Genomic DNA, 19237 nt, shown 5'->3' with positions numbered 1-19237 from the left:
AACAGACCTTGTTGGGTCGCAGCCTCAGCAAAGAATCCAGCCGGAATCAGCCGATCCGGCCGCCACGCTCCCCTTTACATACACACAGCGGTTGATCACGTGGACGGTGACAGGTCCGGCATACCGGGTGAACTGCCCCGCATCGCGTACGGGGACCCCGCCGCGTGGCTGAACGCTCACCGTCATCGCGCGGCGCCTGCCGGGCTCGCGGGCCACCGTCACCGCGCAGACCTGGGTACGGGTCCGGTAGACGCGGACCTCGCCCGTGGAGAACGGCAGCGCCTTGACGAGCCGGCCCGGACAGCCGCCGGTCGCGGCCTGCGCGGGCGGCGCCGCGAACGGCCCGGCCACGCTCAGCCACAGGACCCCCGCGCACACCCAGAGGCCGGCGGCCCACCGGCCGCGCGCCCTCGACCTCAGCAACACCCTGCCCCCCGATCGGTCGTACGTACCGCGTGCGTACGCACGTACGACGCCCGGGCCTGCCGGAAGGTTGCAGTGGGCAAGGACTTCTGCTCCGAGTGACCTCGTACGGGTGGATCCGCAACTCCCGGCCGCCGATGCGGGAGTTCACGACCCGCCGGGAGATTACGCTGAGTAACCAGATACCCAGGAAAGGGCACTTCCATGACGAACGACCTGCTCGACCGCAAGCTGGACCGCGCCTTCCGGCACCTCGACGTCAACTCCGACCAGGTGATCGACGCGACCGACATCATCGCGCTCGGATCCCGGCTGCTGAGCGCGCTCGACGAGCCCGACGGCTCGCCCAAGGCCGAGCGCGTGATGGCCGGTCTGGCGGACTTCTGGCAGGACCTGTTCACCGAGCTCGACATGGACCGGGACGGCAAGGTCACGCCCGAGGAGTACAAGCTGGGCATGACCCGGCTCTACCGGGGCGGCGGCCCGGCCTACGACCGGTCGTTCCGGCCGATGATGCAGGCGATCCTCACGGTCGTCGACACCAACGGCGACGGGCACATCAGCCCCGAGGAGTTCCACAGGGCCCAGCGGGCCTTCGGCACGGAGCTGGAGCCCGCCGAGACCGACGCGCTCTTCGCGCGGATCGACCTGAACCACGACGGGTACCTGTCCGTGGACGAACTCCTCGTCGCCGTCCGCGAGTACTACACGGGCGACGACGAGGACGCCCCGGGCAACCTGCTCTTCGGCGAGCTCTGAGCCCCGGGCGCAGCCTTGGGCGCGGGGCTAGGGGGTGTCTGGTGGATGTCCGCGACGCCGCGGACATCGGTCAGACACCCCTTAGGCGGCCGCGCGCTCGTCCTCACCGGCGAAGGTGCGCCACAGCTCGGCGTACCGGCCGCCGCGCGCCAGGAGCTCGGCGTGCGTGCCGTCCTCCACGACCCGGCCCCGGTCCATGACCACGACCCGGTCGGCGCGCGCGGCGGTGGTCAGCCGGTGCGCCACCACCAGGGTGGTGCGCTTGCCCGCGAGCCGGTCGGTGGCCTGGTTGACCTGCGCCTCGGTCGCCAGGTCGAGCGCGGCCGTGGCCTCGTCCAGCAGCAGCACGTCCGGGTCGACGAGCTCGGCGCGGGCGAGCGCGATCAGCTGCCGCTGCCCGGCGGACAGGTTGCGGCCGCGCTCGCTGACGGTGTGCAGGTAGCCCCCGTCGAGGGTGGCGATCATGTCGTGCGCCCCGACGGCGCGCGCGGCCGCCTCCACCTCGGCGTCGCCCGCCTCGGGCCGCCCGTAGGCGATGGCGTCGCGGACGGTCCCCGGGAAGAGGTACGACTCCTGCGGGACGACCCCGAGCCGGTGCCGGTAGGCCGTCAGGTCGAGCTCGCGCAGGTCGGTGCCGTCGGCGGTGACCCGCCCGGAGGTGGGGTCGTAGAACCGGGCCACCATCTTGACCAGCGTGGACTTGCCGGCGCCGGTCTCGCCGACAAAGGCGACGGTCTGCCCGGCGGGTATCCGCAGGCTGATCCCGGCGAGCGCGTCCCCCTTCTCCCCCCGCTCCTCGGCGGTGCCGTAGGCGAAGCGGACGTCCTCGAAGGCGATCTCGCCGCGCAGGGCCGCGACCTCGCGCGGCTCGGCGGCGCGCGGCGTGGTCGTGGGCTCGCGCAGCAGCCCCTGGATGCGGCCGAGGGAGACGGTGGCCTGCTGGTAGCCGTCGAAGACCTGGGAGAGCTGCTGGACGGGGGCGAAGAACAGGTCGATGTAGAGCAGGTACGCCACCAGCGCACCGGTGGTGAGGGTGCCGGCCTCGACCCGGCCCGCGCCGACGATCAGCACGGCGGCCGCGGCCCCGGAGGACAGCAGCTGCACGAAGGGGAAGTAGACGGATATCAGCCACTGGCCGCGGACCCGGGCCTCACGGTACGAGTCGCTGCGCTCGGCGAAGCGGGCGGCGCCCGAACCCTGGCGGCGGAACGCCTGGACGATGCGGAGCCCCGAGACGGACTCCTGGAGGTCGGCGTTGACCAGGCTGACCCGGTCGCGGGCGAGCTCGTAGGCGGCGACCGACTTGCGGCGGAAGACGATGGTGCCGAGCACCAGCACGGGAAGGGTGGCGAAGACGATCAGCGCGAGCTCGACGTCGAGGACGAGCAGGGCGATCAGGATGCCGAAGAAGGTGAAGACGGAGACGACGGCGGTGACGAGCCCGGTCTGAAGGAAGCTGGACAGGGCGTCCACGTCGGTGGTCATCCGGGTCATGATCTTGCCGGTGAGCTCGCGCTCGTAGTAGTCGAGGCCGAGTCGCTGGAGCTGGGCGAAGATCTTGACGCGCAGCGCGTACAGCACGCGCTCGCCGGTACGCCCGGTCATCCGGGTCTCGGCGAACTGCGCGGCCCACTGCGCGACGACGACGGCCAGGGCGAGCCCGGCGGCCACCCAGACGGCGCCGAGGGCGGCTTGCGTGACGCCCTTGTCGATGCCGTGCCGGATCAGGACGGGCAGGAGCAGCCCGGAGCCCGCGTCGACGGCGACGAGGCCGAGGCTGACGGCGAGCGGCGCCCAGAAACCGCCCAGCAGGCGGCGCAGACCGTAGCTCTCCTCCGGGGCCGCGGCGCGCGCCTCGTCCACCTCGGGGGTGTCGTCGGCGGGCGGCAGCGCCGCGACCTGCGCGAGCAGTTCGGGGGTGGCGGGCATCCCGGCGACGGCCCCGGCCATGGAGGGCGGCCCTGCGGCGGGGGCGCCGCTGCCCGCGGCGGGGGCGGCCGCGGAGGCCGGGGCGGTCTCCTCGCTGCGCCGCCACAGCTCGGGGGTGACCCCGTCCGAGACCCGGCGCTTGGCGTTGACGGGCTCGGAGTCGATCTCGGCCTCGAGCTCGATGTCCCGTTCCAGGTCGCGTTCAAGGTCGCGTTCCAGGTCGCGCTCGAACTCCGTCATCGCGGGCGCGTCGGGGGTCCGCGGCGAGGCGGCCCCGAGGGCGTCGGGGTCGGTCAGCAGACGCCGGTAGAGGGCGGAGCGGCGCTCCAGCTCCTCGTGCGTGCCGATGTCCGCGAGCCGCCCGTGCTCCAGTACGGCGATCCGGTCGGCGAGGGCGAGCGTGGAGCGGCGGTGGGCGATGAGCAGGGTGGTGCGGCCGGCCATGACGGACCGCAGCGCTTCGTGGATCTCGTGCTCCACGCGGGCGTCGACGGCCGAGGTGGCGTCGTCCAGGAGCAGCAGGCGGGGGTCGGTGAGGATGGCGCGGGCGAGCGCGATGCGCTGGCGCTGGCCGCCGGAGAGGGTGAGCCCCTGCTCGCCGACCTTGGTGTCGTACCCGGCGGGCAGGGCCGCGATGAACCCGTCGGCCTGGGCGGCGCGGGCGGCGGCCTCGACCTGTTCGGCGGTGGCGCCGGGGTGCCCGTAGGCGATGTTGGAGCGGATGGTGTCGGAGAAGAGGAAGGAGTCCTCGGGCACCAGGCCGATGGCGCCGCGCAGGGACTCGTAGGTCAGCTCGCGCACGTCGTGGCCGCCGACGCGGACGGTGCCGCGGTCGGCGTCGTAGAAGCGCGGCAGGAGCAGCGAGACGGTGGACTTGCCGCTGCCGGAGGCGCCGACGACGGCGACGGTCTCGCCTTCGGCGATGGAGAGCGAGAAGCCGTCGAGGACGGGCCGCTCGGGGTCGTAGCCGAATCCGACGCCGTCGAACTCGACGGTGGCGGGCGCGTCGGCGGGAAGCTCGCGGCTGCCCTCCTGGATCACGGGCTCCGTGTCGATCAGCTCGAACACGCGCTCCACGCCGGCGCGGGCCTGCTGTCCGACGGTGAGGACCATGGCGAGCATGCGGACGGGTCCGACGAGCTGGGCGAGGTAGGTGGAGAAGGCGACGAAGGTACCGAGGGTGACCTGCCCCTTGGTGGCCATCCAGCCGCCGAGGGCCAGCATGGCGACCTGTCCGAGGGCAGGCACGGCCTGCAGGGCGGGGGTGTAGCGCGAGTTCAGCCGGATGCTCCGCATCCGGCCGGCGAACAGCCGGCGCCCGGCGGTGCGCAGCTTGCCGGTCTCCTGCTCCTCCTGGCCGAAGCCCTTGACGACGCGTACGCCGGTCACGGCCCCGTCGACGACGGTGGCGACGGCGGCGGCCTGGCCCTGGGCCCACCAGGTGGCGGGGAAGAGCTTCTTGCGGCTGAGCTTGGCGATGAACCAGAGGGCGGGGGCCATGAGCAGCGCGACGAGGGTCAGCAGCGGCGAGAGCCACAGCATGATGCCGAGGGACATCCCGAAGAGCAGGAAGTTCCCGATGGTCATCGGCAGCATGAACAGCAGGCCCTGGATCAGCTGCAGGTCACTGGTGGCCCGCCCGACGACCTGCCCGGTGGACAGCTCGTCCTGGCGGCGCCCGTCGAGGCGGGCGACGGCGTCGTACATGTCGGTGCGCAGGTCGTGCTGCACGTCGAGGGCGAGGCGGCCGCCGTAGTACCTGCGTATGTAGGTCAGCACGTACACGAGCAGGGCCGCGGCTATGAGCATCCCGGCCCAGGGCGCCATGTCCTTGGTCTTGTCCCCGATGACGTCGTCGATGATCACCTTGGTGACCAGCGGCACGACCGCCATGACGGCCATGCCCGCCAGTGAGGACCCGAGTGCGAGCAGTACGTTGAGCCTGTAGCGCCATGTGTACGCGGCCAGCCGCCTGCCCCAGCTCTGTTTGCTTCCGTCGGCTGCCGTCTCTGCCGCCACCACGTGGTGCCTCCCCGTTGGTCGTGTCCTACCGCCACCCCCAACGCCCCCACCGGCGGATTTCATCCCACCGCAACCATCGCACTCCCGTACGCGACCGGCTCGCGGGGCGCTGGAGGGGGGTTACGGCGGCTCATGGTGTCGGCGGGCGCGTGGTGCACAGGATCCGCGCCGCCGCCGCCAGAACCTCCTGGTCGATGTCCGCCGGACGGATGCGGTCCATCCGGGTCTCCTCCTCCTGCGGGGGCGCCCTACGGGGCGTCGAACTCGTACTCCAGGACGTACGCGGAGGCGTCGAGCACCATCTCGTTGACCTCGACGACCCGCCCGTCCGCGGTGAAGGCGGTACGTGCGATCAGTACGACCGGGGTTCCGGCGGCCAGCCCGAGCCGGGCGGCCTCGTCGGCGCCGGGCATCCGCGAGCGGACCTCCTCCCGGAAGCGCGTCGGCCGGTGGCCGAGGTCGGCGAGCCGGGCGTAGATCCCGCCGGGTCCGCTGTCCGGCTCGGCGATCCGGCTACCGGCGACGAGGACGGCATCGAGGTACGAGGTCGCGAGCATGACGGGCTTCCCGTCGAGCAGGAACCTCCGGCGGCGCACGCACGCCGGTGCGCCGCCGGCGAGGCCGAGCACGGCGGCGACGGCCGCGGGGGCGGGCTCGTCGGTGACGGACAGGAACTCGACCTCGGGTTCACGGTCCTCGGTGTCGGCGTCCCAGATGGAGCGCCCGGCACCCCAGACCTCGGCGGCCAGCCGCTGGATCCCGCGCCGCCGGATGAGCCGGAACTCCCGCACGAACACCCCGGCCCCCTTGCGGGCCTCGGTGAGCCCCTCCGCCTGGAGCACCCCGAGCGCCTGCCGCGCGGTCATCCGGGCGACGCCGTACGCGGCCATCAGGTCGTTCTCTCCGGGCAGCCGGTCCCCGGGACCGTACTCACCCGAGGCGATGGCTTCCTTCAGGGCGGCGGCGATGCGCTGGTACTTGGGCTGTCGTACGGCGCCGTCGGTTGGCATGCGGTCCTCCCTGATCATCTCTAGTCATCCTAGGCACCCCGTGGGGGCGGAGAGTCGTCGCGCTCGTCCAATCCGCATCTGCAGCAACAGATCTCTAGAGAACCCTTGACTCCCCAGACAGGCAGGCGCTTCACTTCTCCTGTATCTCTAGAGAGGTGACGCGATGACATTGCTTCCGGCCGACGAGATCTCCTGGATCGTGCCCCGCAGCCCCCGCGCCCCCGGCCGTGCCCGTGCGCTCCTGCGCCAACAACTCACCGAGTGGAAGACCGACGGCGAACCCGCCGAAACGGCAGAGCTGCTCCTGTCCGAGCTGGTCACCAACGCGCTACGACACGCCCGCGCCCCCCACGGCCGGGACATCGGGGTCCGGCTCGCGCGGTACGAGGGGGTGCTGCGCGTGGAGGTGGCCGACGCGGGCCCCGCCGTCAAGCTCACGCCGCAGGTCGTCGCGGACTCGGACGAGCGGGGGCGCGGGCTCGCCATCGTGGCGGCGCTCGCCGCGCGGTGGGGCCAGTGCCCGCGGCGGCACGGGATCGGAAAGGCGGTGTGGGCCGAGGTCAGAGGTGGGTCGGGGTGAACATTTTCAGGGTTGCCGGGAGGACGAGGAGCGAGGGGCCCGGGGTGGCCAGGGACTTTGCCAGGTCCTCGCGGAGGGACTCCGGGGTGGTGGTGGTCGCCGGGACGCCGAAGGAGGCGGCCAGGGCGACGAAGTCGGGGCGGGTCAGGTCCGTGCCCGTGGCGCAGCCGTACTCGCGCAGGATGCCGTAGCCGCCGTCGTCCACGATCAGCCAGGTGACGTCCAGGTCGTGCTGCCGGGCGGTGGCGAGGTCGGCGATCGAGTACATCGCGCCGCCGTCGCCGGAGACGGCGAGGACCGGGGTGCCGGGTTCGGCGACGCAGGCGCCGAGGGCCGCCGGGAAGGCGTAGCCGAGGCCGCCCGCGCCCTGGGCCGAGTGCATGGTGTTGGGGTGCTTGGCGTCGAAGGCCGACCAGGCCCAGTAGGACAGGATCGTCATGTCCCAGAAGGACGGGGAGCGCGGCGGGAGCGCCGAGCGGATGGCGGTCAGCAGGGACCGCTCCAGGGCGACCTCCTGCGCGTCGAGGCGGGCCGCGATGTCCGCCAGGACCAGGCGGACGCGCTCCGGGGCCGTCGGGTCCTCGCGCTCGTCCACCGTCTCCAGCAGGGCCTGGAGGGCGAGGCGGGCGTCCGCGTGGATGCCGAGGCCGGCGTGGTTGGACTCCAGCTTGCCGAGGTCCGCGTCGATCTGGACGACCCGGCCCTCCGGGAAGAACGTGTGGTAGTTCGAGGAGAGTTCCCCGAGGCCCGAGCCCACCACCAGCAGGACGTCCGCGTCCTCCAGGAAGTCCGTCATGCGGCGGTCCTCCAGCCAGGACTGGAGGGACAGCGGGTGGGTCCAGGGGAAGGCGCCCTTGCCGCCGAAGGTCGTGACGACCGGCGCGTTCAGGCGTTCCGCGAGCTGCTTCAGCTTGCCCGACGCGTCCGAGCGGACCACCCCACCGCCCGCGATGATCACCGGGCGGGAGGCCCGCGAGAGCCAGTGCGCGGCCAGCGCGGTCAGCTCCGGGCGCGGGGCGAGTTCGTGCGGGGTGGCGTCCACGCCCGTGACCTCGGGGACGAGGGTCTCGGCGCGCAGGACGTCCTCCGGGATCTCGACGAAGACCGGCCCGTGCGGGGCGGTCAGCGCCGATTCCCAGGCCTCGGCGATCACCGACGGGATCTGGGAGGGGGTACGGGCCTCGTGGACCGACTTGACCACGTCCCGGAAGGAGGCCGCTTGGTCCCGCAGCTCGTGCAGGTGTCCGCGCCGGCCGCCGCCCAGGCCCGCCACCGGGACCTGCGAGGAGATGGCGAGGACCGGGGCCGAGGCGGCCGCCGCCTCCGCCAGGGCGGGCAGCGCCATCAGCGCGCCCGGTCCTGTGGACAGGAGGAGGGGGACCGCCTCGCCGGTGATCCGGCCGTAGGCGTCGGCCGCGAAGCCCGCGTTGTTCTCCGTACGCAGTCCCACGAGCCGCAGGTCGGAGCGGCCGACCGCGTCGAAGAGGGCCAGCGCGTGCTGGCCGGGCAGGCCGAAGACGGTGTTCGCGCCGAGGGAGCGCAGCGTCTCCACGACCAGGTCCCCGCCCGTCCGCCCGGGCGGTGGCGCGAGCGCCGCCGCCGTCTGGGCCGCGGTGGGACGGAGTACCAGGTCGTGGTCGTGCGTCACGTGTTAGTTGCCCTTCGCCTTCGCCGCCGCGATCTGACGGCTCATGATCGTGGTGAGCTCGTACGCGGTGTGCGAGGCCGCGACCGAGGTGATCTCGGCGTGATCGTACGCCGGGGCGACCTCGACGACGTCGGCCGAGACGAGGTTGCAGGAGGACAGGCCGCGGATGATCTCCAGCAGCTCGCGGGAGGTCATGCCGCCCGCCTCGGGGGTGCCGGTACCGGGCGCGTGCGCCGGGTCCAGCACGTCGATGTCGATCGAGATGTAGAGCGGGCGGTCGCCGATGCGCTGGCGCAGCTGGTCGGCGACCTCGTCGGCGCCGCGGCGGTATACGTCCGCCGAGGTGACGATGCCGAAGCCCATCTTGGCGTCGTCGTCCAGGTCCTGCTTGCCGTAGAGCGGGCCGCGCGTGCCGACGTGGGAGAGCGCCTCGGTGTCGAGGATGCCCTCCTCCACCGCCCGGCGGAACGGGGTGCCGTGCGTGTACTCGGCGCCGAAGTACGTGTCCCAGGTGTCCAGGTGCGCGTCGAAGTGCAGCAGCGCGACCGGGCCGTGCTTCTTCGCCACCGAGCGGAGCAGCGGCAGCGCGATGGTGTGGTCGCCGCCGAGGGTCATCAGGCGGGAGCCGTTGCCGATCAGCTCGTCGGCCGCGGCCTCGATCGTCTCGACGGCCTCGTTGATGTTGAAGGGGTTCGCGGCGATGTCGCCGGCGTCCGCGACCTGCGCGAGGGCGAAGGGGGAGGCGTCCTGCGCCGGGTTGTACGGGCGCAGCAGGCGCGAGGCCTCGCGGATGGCGTTGCCGCCGAAGCGGGCGCCGGGGCGGTAGGAGACGCCGGAGTCGAAGGGCACGCCGACGACGGCGACATCGGCCTTGCCGCCGACCTCGTCGAGGCGCGGCAGCCGGGCGAAGGTCGCCGGGCCCGCGTAGCGCGGGATGCGGGAGGAGTCGACGGGGCCGCGCGGCTGCGTGCTCATGGGGGGTGCCCTTCTGGAGGTCCTGCTGGTGCGGTGCTTCGAGCGTAAGCCGACACCACGGGGGCGCGAAGTGTACGTTTTATCCACCGCACACCCACCAATATGTACGGAGCATCCATGGAGGCCCCGGCCCCGCCCACCCCACCGGTCCCGCTGGCCGCGCTGCTCGCCGACCGCGAGCTGGGGCTGCGGCACCTCGCGGGGCCCGCCGAGGCCGATGTGCACGGGGTGCACGCGTCCGAGATGGCGGACCCGTCGCCCTACCTGCTGGGCGGGGAGCTGCTGCTCACGGCCGGTGCGGAGCTACGGGCCGGCCCCGACGGCGCGGTGGCCGGCCCCGACGGCCGGGTGGGCGACCCCGACGGCTACGTGACCGGGCTCGTCGCGGCGGGCGCGGCCGCGCTCGGCTTCGGGGTGGCGCCCGTGCACGAGGAGGTGCCCCCCGCGCTGGCGGCCGCCTGTGCGCGCCGCGGGCTGCCGCTGCTGGAGGTCCCGCAGCGCACCCCGTTCACGGCGGTGGCCCGGACCGTCTGGCGGCTGATGGCGGAGGCCCGTACGCGGGAGCTGCGCCGGGTCACCGAGGCCCAGCAGTCGCTCGCCGCGGCGGCCGCCCGGCCCGATCCGGTCGCGGCCGTGCTCTCCCGCCTCGCGGCGAGCCTGGGCGGCTGGACGGCCCTGCTCGCCCCGGGCCGGGGCGGGGCGGCGCACCCCGCTGCCGGACCCGGCCGCGCTGCGGCCGGCGGCGCTCCCGGCGAGGCGGCGCTCGCCGCCGTGGGCGCGCTGGCCGAGCGGGTGGCCCCGGGGGCGACGGCGACCGCCACCGACACCCTGGGCGGGACGCACCTCGCCGCCTACGCCGTGGGCGGTGGCCAGGTACTGGCCCTGGCCACCCCGGGGCGGGCCCCCGGCGACCACACCATCGCCTCCGTCGCCGCCGTACTGCTGACCCTGCTCACCGCGAGCCGTCCCGCGGGGGACGAGGCGGCCGCGCTGACCCGGCTGCTGCTCGACGGGGATCCCGCGGGCGCCCTCGCACCGGGGCCCTGGTACGCCGTCCACGCCCGCGGCGCCGGGGACCCGCGGGCCCTGGCGGCCGCGCTGGGCACCGTACTGCTGGACCCGCGCGAGGACGGCGTACGTCTGCTCACCGACCGGGAGCCCGCCCCGCAGCCCGGGTGGCGCCTCGGGGTCAGCGCCCCGGCCGCGCCCGCGGAGCTCCGTACGGCCGGGGCCCAGGCCGTACGGGCCCTGAAGCGCGCCGAGGCGGCCCGGACACCGCTGGCCCGGCACTCCCCCGGCGGCCTCGGCACCCTCCTGGACCCGGCCGAGGCCCGCGCCCACGCCGAGGCCCTGCTCGCCCCGCTGAACCCGGCCCACCGCGAGACGCTGCGCGCCTGGCTGGCCCACCACGGCAGCTGGGACCGCACGGCCGCGGCCCTCGGGGTCCACCGCAACACCGTGCGCCAGCGCGTGTCCCGCTGCGCGGAGCTCCTCGGCACGGACCTCGACGACCCGGACACCCGTATGGAGCTGTGGTTCGCGCTGCGGTGGGCGTGACCGCCACAGCGCGACCGCCACAGCGCGACCGCCTCAGCGGGCCCGGCGGATCGCGGCGACCGTCGGGACCGGCTCGTTCAGCAGGAAGTCCATGACGATCGCGTTGACCAGCGCGGGCTTCTCCTGGGTGAGGAAGTGCGAGGTGCCCGGGACGACGGCCAGTTCCGCGTTCGGGAGGGCCTCGTAGGTCTCCACCGCGTGCCGCATCGTCACCAGGTCGTCGTCGGAGAACACCACCAGCGTCCGCTGGGTCACGGCGGCCAGGTCGGAGGCCTTGAGGTTCGGCTCCACGGCGGCCATCTCGCCGATCTTCGAGGCCACGACCCGGAAGTGGTCGATGCCGTCCGGGGAGACCTCGCCGTAGGACGGCCCGAGGAACCGGAAGATCTGCTCGACGTCCCACTCCATGTCGGGCGCGGCCTCGCCCTCCTTGCTGAACCCGCCGCTGATCATCACCAGCCGCTCGACCAGCTCCGGCCGCTGCATCGCCACCAGCATGGCCACGAACGCCCCGTCGCTGTGCCCGACGAGAACGGCAGGCCGGCCCACGACCGCTTCCAGGAAGGCGATCGTGTCGTCCGCCATCAGCTGGTACGTGATCGGCCCCGGTACGTCCGGGGTGTGGCCGTGGCCCCGGCGCTCGGGGGTGTACACGCGGAAGTGCTCGGCGAGGGGGCCGAGGTTCGGCGCGAAGAACCGGGCGTCCACCAGGCCGCCGTGCATCAGCACCAGCGGATCGCCCGCGCCGTGCTCCTCGTACCAGGTGTTCACATCGCCGAGCTGGACGTACGTACCCATCGTCTGTCTCCTCCTCGCGCTTCTTGTGAAGGTAGACCGGTACTCCAGGCGAAACTCACCGGCGCGCGCCACGGTATTTACGGGCGGTTGGGGCGTGTGGTCATCCGCACTCTGGACAGCGGGGACAACTCGCCGGTAACTTAGTCTGAGCAAGCGCTTAGCCATAGGCGGCGGACCGCCGCGACCGAAGGGAGTCGGCCCGTGCGCCGCACAGTTTTCAACGAGGACCACGAGGCGTTCCGCGAGACCATCCGCGCCTTCATCGAGGCCGAGGTCGTCCCCGTCTACGACGAGTGGTTCGCCGCGGGCCAGGCGCCGCGCGACTTCTACTACAAGCTCGGCGAGCTGGGCCTCTTCGGCATCAACGTCCCCGAGGAGTTCGGCGGCGCGGGCCTGGACACCCACAAGTTCGAGGCCGTGCTCTACGAAGAGACCTCGCGCGCGGGCGTGCAGTTCGGCGGCTCCGGCGTGCACGTGCTGCTGGCGCTCCCCTACATCAAGATGCTCGCCAACGACGAGCAGAAGAAGCGTTACCTCGAGAAGTTCGTCTCCGGCGAGGAGATGTGGGCCCTCGCGATGACCGAGCCGGGCACCGGCTCCGACGTCGCGGGCATGAAGACCACCGCCAAGCTCTCCGAGGACGGCACGCACTACGTCCTCAACGGCGCCAAGACCTTCATCACCGGTGGCGTCCACGCCGACCGCGTGATCGTCTGCGCCCGCACCTCCGCCCCGACGGCCGAGGACCGCCGCTTCGGCATCTCGCTCTTCGCCGTGGACACCAAGTCCGAGGGCTACTCCATCGGCCGCAAGCTGGACAAGCTCGGCCTGCGCACCTCCGACACCGCCGAGCTGGCGTTCGTCGACGTGAAGGTCCCGGTCGAGGACCTGCTCGGCGAGGAGAACAAGGGCTTCTACTACCTCGGCGCCAACCTGCCTTCCGAGCGCTGGGGCATCGCCTTCGGTGCGTACGCGCAGGCCAAGGCCGCCATCCGGTTCGCCCAGCAGTACGTGACGGAGCGCACCGTCTTCGGCAAGCCGGTCGCGCACTTCCAGAACACCAAGTTCGAGCTGGCCGCCTGCCAGGCCGAGGTGGACGCCGCCGAGGCCGTCGCCGACCGCGCCCTGGAGGCCCTGGACGCCGGTGAGCTGACCGCCGCCGAGGCCGCCTCCGCGAAGCTCTTCTGCACCGAGGTCGCGCACCGCGTCATCGACAAGTGCCTCCAGCTGCACGGCGGCTACGGCTACATGAACGAGTACCCGATCGCCCGCCTGTACGCCGACAACCGCGTCAACCGCATCTACGGCGGCACCAGCGAGGTCATGAAGTCCATCATCGCCAAGTCCATGGGTCTGTAAGGGAATCGGGCACCTACCCTTCCCTCCATGAACGAGGCACTGACGACGCTCCTCGATCTGCTCGACCTTGAGCAGATCGAGGAGAACATCTTCCGCGGTACCAGCCGCTCGGCGCTGGTACCGCGCGTGTTCGGCGGACAGGTCGCGGCCCAGGCGCTGGTCGCCGCCGGGCGGACCGTGCCCGAGGACCGGACCGCGCACTCGCTGCACTCGTACTTCCTGCGCGCCGGGGATCCCGGCGCGCCCATCGTGTATTCGGTCGACCGGATCCGCGACGGCCGCTCCTTCACCACGCGCCGGGTCGTCGCCGTCCAGCACGGGCAGCCGATCTTCCACCTCTCCGCGTCCTTCCAGACGTACGAGGAGGGCCTCGACCACCAGGCCGCCATGCCGGACGCCCCCGACCCGGAGACCCTGCCGACCGCGGCCGAGTCCCTGCCCGAGTACCGGGAGATCTTCCGCGACCCGGGGACGGTGGAGCGGCTGATCGAGGCGCGGGACGCGGTGGACCTGCGCTACGCGACCACCCCGCCCTGGGGCAGCGTCGGGGCGCCGGTGGAACCGCGCTCGCAGGTGTGGTTCCGTACGGCCGGCAAGCTGGAGAGCGACGACGCGCTCCTGCACACCTGCCTGGCCACCTACGTCTCCGACATGACGCTGCTCGACTCGGTGCTGCTCGCCCACGGGCGCGGCGGCTGGGCCGTCGGCGACGTCGTGGGCGCCTCGCTGGACCACGCCATGTGGTTCCACCGGCCCTTCCGGGCGGACGAGTGGCTGCTGTACGACCAGGAGTCCCCCTCGGCGGCCGCCGGGCGCGGGCTCGGGCAGGCCCGCATCTGGACGCGGGACGGCCGGCTCGCCGTCACCGTCATCCAGGAAGGTGTCGTGCGCGTACCGCGGGCGCGGGCGTAAGCGGCGCGGGCGTAAGCGGCACGCGAGGCAGGCTGCGCACGGTCGGCTCGCGCGGGCAGACATTCGGACATACCGTCACTTCATGCCCAGCAGCGAGCCGTCGCCGACCGGACCCGTACACGGGCCGGTGACGGACGAGAGCCTCGGTACGGTCCTCGTCGCCGTGGTCACCAACCTGGGGATCGCGGCCGCCAAGGCGGTCGGCGGGGTCGTCAGCGGATCGAGCGCGATGCTGTCCGAGGCCGCGCACTCGGTGGCCGACACCGTGACCGAGGTGATGCTGCTGGCCTCGCTGAAGCGCAGCGTGAAGCCCGCGGACGAGGCGCATCCGCTGGGGTACGGGCCCGAACGGTACATCTGGGCGCTGCTGGCGTCGATCGCGACCTTCGTCGGTGGTGCGGTGTTCGCCGTGTACGACGGCATCCACACGCTGGTGCACGGGGAGGAACCGGGCGACCCGACGCTCTCCTACGCGGTCCTCGGCCTCGCCTTCCTGCTGGAGGGCTACTCGCTGGTGGTGGCGTGGCGGCAGGTCAAGGGCGAGGCGGCGCGGATGGCGGCGCCGGTCGGCCTGTACGTGAAGCACACCCCGGACACGGCGGTGAAGGCGGTGCTGCTGGAGAACGCGGCCGCGCTGATCGGCCTGGCACTGGCGGCGGGCGGCCTGCTGGGGGCGCAGCTGACGGGGTCGGGGGCGTACGACGGGGTGGCCTCGCTGCTGATCGGGCTGCTGCTGGTGTGGGTGGCGTGGGAGCTGGGGCGCTCGAACGCCCGCTACCTGATCGGGCGTCCGCTCCCCGCGGCGATGCGGGCGGAGGTCCGGGAGGAACTGCTGTCGGTCCTGCACATCGAGGGGGTGCTGGAGCTGACGACCCTGGTCCAGGGCCCGGCGGAGGTGCTCGTCGCAGCGAAGATCGACTTCCATGACCTGGCGTCGGCGCGGCAGGTGGAGGCGGCGTGCGAGGACGCGGAGGCGCAGCTGCGCGAACGCTTCCCGGCGATCCGCCGCGTGTACCTGGACCCGACGCCGACACCGGAGCCTACGCCGACGCCTCCGCCGGACTAGGGGGTGTCTGACGGGTGTCCGCGGCGTCGCGACGCCCGTCAGACACCCCCTAGTCCCACCAGAAGGACCAGTGGGCGGAGCCGGTCAGGGCCTCGTCCGCATAGGCGCGGATGCTGCCGGAGCCCTGCCAGACGTTGTCGGGGCAGAAGGCGAAGTGCTCGGCGGCGACCGCGAGCGCCTCGGCCCGCGTCCTGGGCGGGGCGGCCACCGAGACGTGGAGCTCGTCGAAGCCCAGCGCGAGGACGCGGGCGCCGAAACGGTCCTCCCAGGACCGCAGTACGGCGCAGATGCGGGCGGTGTCGTTCTCGTGGTTGACCGGTCCGCCCCAGCCGATCGCCGCGGGTACGTCGGCCCCGCGCCCGGCGGGGACCAGCGCCAGCCGCGGGCTCGGCAGGCAGCCGCCGCCGCGGACCAGGTCGCGGGCGAGCACGCCGGCCGCGGCCTGCGGGTCCTGCCCCGCGATCAGCGGCGCCGCCGGCCCGGGCCAGTCCCGGCCGAAGGGGTCGATGAGCTCGGCACCCTCCGCGCCCTCCTCGGGATCGGGCACCACGCCGCTCCAGTACTCCCGCAGGACCTGCCCGGCATCGTGGTCGCCTGGGTCGGACATCCGCTCCGGACGGAACTCCCGCCGGAGCCACCACTCCTCCAGCCCGCGCCGGTCCTGGAGCAGGACCGGGTACAGGCCGAGGGCGGCCAGGGCCCCGCCGCGGTGACGGGCCAGGGCGTCGCCGCCCACGGCTGCGTCGGACACCCACAGCAGCGGGGCCGCACGGCGCAAGCGCCCGCCGGGCCGGGTGATCAGGCCGCCCGGAGGCAGCCCGACGTCCGGGCCCCGCCCCCGGGAGTCCGCGGCGAGGACGCTCAGGGGGCTCCGCTCGGCTCTCATGCGGGCGACCGTAGCCGCCGCCACCGACAACGCGCGGACGGGCGGCGTCGCTGCGGCCTTCCGCGCCGCCCGGCCCCCGGCGGACGGAATCCGCCGCAGCGGCCCGAAGCCCGCGGAGCGGTGCGAGGGCCGCGTCAGGAAGAGAGGAGCCCCGCGGCAGCCAGCAGGTACGCCACCATCGGGTCGTAGAAGCGCGGGTCCCGGACGTGGTCGTCCAGGGGGATCGCCACCTGGAGGGTTCCCTCGGCCTCACCGAGGAACAGCGCCGGGTCGTTGCAGTCGGCGTAGCCCACCGCGTCCAGGCCCCGCTGGGCCGCGCAGCCCGCCCAGCCGTGGTCGGCCACGACCAGGTCCGGCTGCGGCCGGCCCTCCGCCGCGAGCCCGTCGAGGATCGCGGCCATCGGCGCCGGCGAGTGCGTGTGCCACAGGGTCGCGCCCCGCTCCAGCACCGCCACGTCGGCGAACTGCCACACCGAGCCCTCGTCGGCGATCAGGCCCTGCGGGATCCGTACGATCTCGCAGCCCGCCGCACGCAGCGCGTCAGCCGTCGCCCGGTGGACGTCCAGCAGGCCACCCGGGTGCCCGGTGGCCAGCAGCACGCTCTGCCGGTCCAGCGCGGCCTTGCGCAGCCGCGCCGCCAGCCGGTCCAGGCCGGCCACGGTCAGCTCCGGGTCGATGGTGTCCTGGCCGAAGCGGTGCGCCGGGTCGTCCACGACTCCGCAGCGCTCCGCCATCACCGCGAGCACGTCCTGCTCGTCGGTCCAGCGGTCCCCGAGCTCCAGTCCGAGCCAGTAGTGCCGGTCGCCGTTGGCTAGCTTCCTGTAGTGGGAGAGGTTGTTCTCGCGGGGGGTCGCGACCTGCCCCGCGATCCGGGTCCGGACCAGGTGGTCGATGAGTTCGGCGCGGCTCGGCGGCTGGGCGGCTTGGGCGGGCGTCTCTATCGGCTTCGGCATGGGGTCCATTCTGCCGTCGCCGGGCCGGAGCCGTCTGTTCCATTCCGACCGCCGGACGCGGGGGTTCACCCCGACAGGGCCCCGAACGCCCCGTGCGCGAGCCGCCGCAGCAGTGCTTCGGTCGCCTCCCGCCCCAGGGCGGCCAGGTGCGGGGTGGAGTTGAGCAGTCCGAAGACGGCGTGCACGCAGACCCGTACCTCCGCCTCGCCGACCGCCGGGTGCAGGGCCCGTGCGACGTCGACCCACAGCTCCACGTACTGGCGCTGCAGCTGCCGTACGAGCTTGCGGTCGGCCTCCCGCAGCCGGTCCAGCTCCCGGTCGTGCAGGGTGATCAGCGCCCGGTCGTCGAGGGCGAAGTCGATGTGGCCGTCGATCAGCGAGGCCAGTACCGCGGTCGGGTCGCCCGCCGCCTCGGCCACCCGGTGGCGGCCGCCGGTGAGCAGCCGCTCGCTGATGCCGACCAGCAGCTCGGCGAGCATCGCGTCCTTGCCCGCGAAGTGCCGGTAGAGCCCGGGGCCGCTGATGCCGACCGCGGCGCCTATCTCGTCCACACCGACGCCATGGAAGCCGCGCTCGGCGAAGAGACGAGCGGCCTCGTTGAGGATCTGCTCGCGACGGGTGGGGGCGGCCGCTCTGGTGCTCATGGGAATCCATTCTAGACAGGGCCGTTAGCGCTCGTTAACCTAAGTCCCACATGCGTTAACGCTCATTAACAGCGTGCACCGAGCAAGGGAGCTCGACCGATGCAGCAGGCACCAGTGCTGACGAGCGCCGCGGACCCGGCGTCCGAGGCCTGGCGGGCCAATGAGGCCGCCCACCGCGAGCTCGCCGACGGGCTGCGCGCCCGGCTCGACGCGGCCCGCCTCGGTGGTGGGGAGAAGGCCCGCGCCCGCCACACCGCCCGCGGGAAGCTGCTCCCCCGCGACCGCGTGGACACCCTCCTGGACCCCGGGTCCCCCTTCCTGGAGCTGGCCCCGCTGGCCGCCGAGGGCATGTACGGGGGTGCGGCCCCGGCCGCCGGGGTCATCGCGGGCATCGGGCGGGTCAGCGGCCGCGAGTGCGTGATCGTCGCGAACGACGCCACCGTCAAGGGCGGCACCTACTACCCGATGACGGTCAAGAAGCACCTGCGCGCCCAGGAGGTGGCCCTGGAGAACCGTCTCCCCTGCCTCTACCTCGTCGACTCCGGCGGCGCCTTCCTCCCCATGCAGGACGAGGTCTTCCCCGACCGGGAGCACTTCGGCCGCATCTTCTACAACCAGGCCCGCCTGTCGGGGGCCGGCATCCCGCAGATCGCCGCCGTCCTCGGATCCTGCACCGCCGGCGGCGCGTACGTCCCGGCGATGAGCGACGAGGCCGTGATCGTCCGCGGCCAGGGCACGATCTTCCTCGGCGGCCCGCCGCTGGTGAAGGCGGCCACCGGCGAGGTCGTCACGGCCGAGGAGCTCGGCGGCGGCGAGGTGCACTCCCGGGTCTCCGGCGTGACCGACCACCTCGCGGAGGACGACGCGCACGCGCTGCGGATCGTACGGAACATCGTGGCGACCCTGCCCGAGCGCGGGGCCCTGCCCTGGTCGGTCGAGGCGCCCGAGGAGCCCAAGGTGGACCCGTACGGGCTCTACGGCGCGGTTCCGGTCGACTCCCGCACCCCGTACGACGCCCGCGAGATCATCGCCCGGATCGTGGACGGCTCGCGGTTCCAGGAGTTCAAGGCGGAGTTCGGGCAGACGCTGGTCACCGGCTTCGCCCGGATCCAGGGACACCCGGTCGGGATCATCGCCAACAACGGCATCCTGTTCTCCGAATCGGCCCAGAAGGGCGCGCACTTCATCGAGCTGTGCGACCAGCGCGGGATCCCGCTCCTCTTCCTCCAGAACATCTCCGGCTTCATGGTCGGCCGGGACTACGAAGCGGGCGGCATCGCCAAGCACGGCGCCAAGATGGTGACGGCGGTGGCCTGCACGCGGGTCCCGAAGCTCACGGTGGTGGTCGGCGGCTCGTACGGCGCGGGCAACTACTCGATGTGCGGCCGGGCGTACTCCCCGCGGTTCATGTGGATGTGGCCCAACGCCAAGATCTCGGTGATGGGCGGCGAGCAGGCCGCGTCCGTGCTGGCCACGGTCAAGCGGGACCAGATCGAGGGCGCCGGCCAGGAGTGGCCCGCCGAGGACGAGGAGGCCTTCAAGGCCCCGGTCCGGGCGCAGTACGACGCGCAGGGCAACGCCTACTACGCCACCGCCCGGCTGTGGGACGACGGGGTCATCGACCCGATGGAGACCCGGCAGGTGCTGGGGCTGGCCCTGACCGCGTGCGCGAACGCCCCCCTGGGCGACTCCGCTTTCGGCATCTTCCGTATGTGA

General features: G+C 73.2%; 16 protein-coding genes. 7 read left to right on the top strand and 9 right to left on the bottom strand.

The window, feature by feature from the left end; translation table 11 throughout:
- Positions 1-24: 24 nt before the first annotated feature.
- Complete coding sequence (locus tag ACZ7GJ_RS22335; RefSeq protein ID WP_470754056.1) at positions 25-426, bottom strand: hypothetical protein; 402 nt, start codon at positions 424-426, stop codon at positions 25-27.
- A 201-nt stretch (positions 427-627) separates the two neighbouring features.
- Between ACZ7GJ_RS22335 and ACZ7GJ_RS22330 the strand changes: the two genes are divergently transcribed.
- Positions 628-1182: an EF-hand domain-containing protein gene (locus tag ACZ7GJ_RS22330; RefSeq protein WP_470754055.1), complete on the top strand. Its 555-nt coding sequence runs from the start codon at positions 628-630 to the stop codon at positions 1180-1182.
- A gap of 81 nt (positions 1183-1263) precedes the next feature.
- Here ACZ7GJ_RS22330 and ACZ7GJ_RS22325 read toward each other — a convergent pair whose 3' ends face one another.
- Positions 1264-5133, bottom strand: coding sequence for an ABC transporter ATP-binding protein (locus ACZ7GJ_RS22325; RefSeq protein ID WP_470754053.1), 3870 nt, complete (start codon positions 5131-5133; stop codon positions 1264-1266).
- 248 nt (positions 5134-5381) lie between these two features.
- Positions 5382-6143 carry a GntR family transcriptional regulator gene (locus ACZ7GJ_RS22320; protein WP_470754051.1) on the bottom strand — a complete coding sequence of 254 codons (762 nt, stop codon included), beginning with the start codon at positions 6141-6143 and terminating at the stop codon, positions 5382-5384.
- Between the two features lie 163 nt (positions 6144-6306).
- On the opposite strand from ACZ7GJ_RS22320, the gene ACZ7GJ_RS22315 reads away from it, so the two are divergent.
- The gene (locus ACZ7GJ_RS22315; RefSeq protein ID WP_470754050.1) at positions 6307-6723 is read left to right on the top strand and encodes an ATP-binding protein; all 417 of its coding nucleotides are present in this window, start codon (positions 6307-6309) and stop codon (positions 6721-6723) included.
- Here the strand turns inward: ACZ7GJ_RS22315 and ACZ7GJ_RS22310 are convergent.
- The gene (locus ACZ7GJ_RS22310; RefSeq protein ID WP_470754048.1) at positions 6704-8371 is read right to left on the bottom strand and encodes a thiamine pyrophosphate-binding protein; all 1668 of its coding nucleotides are present in this window, start codon (positions 8369-8371) and stop codon (positions 6704-6706) included. The genes ACZ7GJ_RS22315 and ACZ7GJ_RS22310 overlap by 20 nt on opposite strands.
- A gap of 3 nt (positions 8372-8374) precedes the next feature.
- Positions 8375-9346 carry an agmatinase gene (gene speB, locus ACZ7GJ_RS22305; protein ID WP_470754046.1) on the bottom strand — a complete coding sequence of 324 codons (972 nt, stop codon included), beginning with the start codon at positions 9344-9346 and terminating at the stop codon, positions 8375-8377.
- A 102-nt stretch (positions 9347-9448) separates the two neighbouring features.
- Here speB and ACZ7GJ_RS22300 point away from each other — a divergent pair, with 102 nt between their 5' ends.
- Positions 9449-10903 (top strand): helix-turn-helix domain-containing protein, encoded by a 1455-nt coding sequence (locus ACZ7GJ_RS22300; RefSeq protein ID WP_470754045.1) that lies wholly within the window; start codon positions 9449-9451, stop codon positions 10901-10903.
- Between the two features lie 33 nt (positions 10904-10936).
- Here ACZ7GJ_RS22300 and ACZ7GJ_RS22295 read toward each other — a convergent pair whose 3' ends face one another.
- Entirely contained in the window at positions 10937-11701 is a 765-nt protein-coding gene (locus ACZ7GJ_RS22295) for an alpha/beta fold hydrolase (RefSeq protein WP_470754043.1), read from the bottom strand.
- Between the two features lie 201 nt (positions 11702-11902).
- On the opposite strand from ACZ7GJ_RS22295, the gene ACZ7GJ_RS22290 reads away from it, so the two are divergent.
- The 3 genes from ACZ7GJ_RS22290 (at position 11903) to ACZ7GJ_RS22280 (ending at position 15038) form a co-directional block, all read left to right on the top strand.
- Positions 11903-13060 (top strand): acyl-CoA dehydrogenase family protein, encoded by a 1158-nt coding sequence (locus ACZ7GJ_RS22290; protein ID WP_470754042.1) that lies wholly within the window; start codon positions 11903-11905, stop codon positions 13058-13060.
- Between the two features lie 27 nt (positions 13061-13087).
- The gene (gene tesB, locus ACZ7GJ_RS22285; RefSeq protein WP_470754041.1) at positions 13088-13972 is read left to right on the top strand and encodes an acyl-CoA thioesterase II; all 885 of its coding nucleotides are present in this window, start codon (positions 13088-13090) and stop codon (positions 13970-13972) included.
- A gap of 82 nt (positions 13973-14054) precedes the next feature.
- Positions 14055-15038, top strand: a complete 984-nt coding sequence (locus ACZ7GJ_RS22280) for a cation diffusion facilitator family transporter (protein ID WP_470754040.1) — start codon at positions 14055-14057, stop codon at positions 15036-15038.
- A 49-nt stretch (positions 15039-15087) separates the two neighbouring features.
- Here ACZ7GJ_RS22280 and ACZ7GJ_RS22275 read toward each other — a convergent pair whose 3' ends face one another.
- The 3 genes from ACZ7GJ_RS22275 to ACZ7GJ_RS22265 all read right to left on the bottom strand — a co-directional run bounded on the left by ACZ7GJ_RS22275 (position 15088) and on the right by ACZ7GJ_RS22265 (position 17521).
- Positions 15088-15924: a DUF4253 domain-containing protein gene (locus ACZ7GJ_RS22275; RefSeq protein WP_470754039.1), complete on the bottom strand. Its 837-nt coding sequence runs from the start codon at positions 15922-15924 to the stop codon at positions 15088-15090.
- Positions 15925-16058: 134 nt separating this feature from the next.
- Positions 16059-16886 (bottom strand): phosphatase, encoded by an 828-nt coding sequence (locus ACZ7GJ_RS22270; protein WP_470754037.1) that lies wholly within the window; start codon positions 16884-16886, stop codon positions 16059-16061.
- Positions 16887-16942: 56 nt separating this feature from the next.
- On the bottom strand, positions 16943-17521 hold the full coding sequence (locus tag ACZ7GJ_RS22265) for an SACE_7040 family transcriptional regulator (RefSeq protein WP_365926642.1): 579 nt from the start codon (positions 17519-17521) through the stop codon (positions 16943-16945).
- A 99-nt stretch (positions 17522-17620) separates the two neighbouring features.
- On the opposite strand from ACZ7GJ_RS22265, the gene ACZ7GJ_RS22260 reads away from it, so the two are divergent.
- Positions 17621-19237 carry a carboxyl transferase domain-containing protein gene (locus tag ACZ7GJ_RS22260; protein WP_470754034.1) on the top strand — a complete coding sequence of 539 codons (1617 nt, stop codon included), beginning with the start codon at positions 17621-17623 and terminating at the stop codon, positions 19235-19237.

This window comes from Streptomyces sp. NPDC037242, assembly GCF_055604165.1.
This window is presented reverse-complemented; position numbering and strand designations above follow the sequence as displayed.

Bases quoted from the DNA above. Each gene is read 5' to 3' on its own strand.
- ACZ7GJ_RS22330 (WP_470754055.1), top strand. From the start codon at position 628: ATGACGAACGACCTGCTCGACCGCAAGCTGGACCGCGCCTTCCGGCAC.
- ACZ7GJ_RS22320 (WP_470754051.1), bottom strand. From the start codon at position 6,143: ATGCCAACCGACGGCGCCGTACGACAGCCCAAGTACCAGCGCATCGCC.
- ACZ7GJ_RS22315 (WP_470754050.1), top strand. From the start codon at position 6,307: ATGACATTGCTTCCGGCCGACGAGATCTCCTGGATCGTGCCCCGCAGC.
- speB (WP_470754046.1), bottom strand. From the start codon at position 9,346: ATGAGCACGCAGCCGCGCGGCCCCGTCGACTCCTCCCGCATCCCGCGC.
- ACZ7GJ_RS22300 (WP_470754045.1), top strand. From the start codon at position 9,449: ATGTACGGAGCATCCATGGAGGCCCCGGCCCCGCCCACCCCACCGGTC.
- ACZ7GJ_RS22295 (WP_470754043.1), bottom strand. From the start codon at position 11,701: ATGGGTACGTACGTCCAGCTCGGCGATGTGAACACCTGGTACGAGGAG.
- tesB (WP_470754041.1), top strand. From the start codon at position 13,088: ATGAACGAGGCACTGACGACGCTCCTCGATCTGCTCGACCTTGAGCAG.
- ACZ7GJ_RS22280 (WP_470754040.1), top strand. From the start codon at position 14,055: ATGCCCAGCAGCGAGCCGTCGCCGACCGGACCCGTACACGGGCCGGTG.
- ACZ7GJ_RS22275 (WP_470754039.1), bottom strand. From the start codon at position 15,924: ATGAGAGCCGAGCGGAGCCCCCTGAGCGTCCTCGCCGCGGACTCCCGG.
- ACZ7GJ_RS22270 (WP_470754037.1), bottom strand. From the start codon at position 16,886: ATGGACCCCATGCCGAAGCCGATAGAGACGCCCGCCCAAGCCGCCCAG.
- ACZ7GJ_RS22265 (WP_365926642.1), bottom strand. From the start codon at position 17,521: ATGAGCACCAGAGCGGCCGCCCCCACCCGTCGCGAGCAGATCCTCAAC.
- ACZ7GJ_RS22260 (WP_470754034.1), top strand. From the start codon at position 17,621: ATGCAGCAGGCACCAGTGCTGACGAGCGCCGCGGACCCGGCGTCCGAG.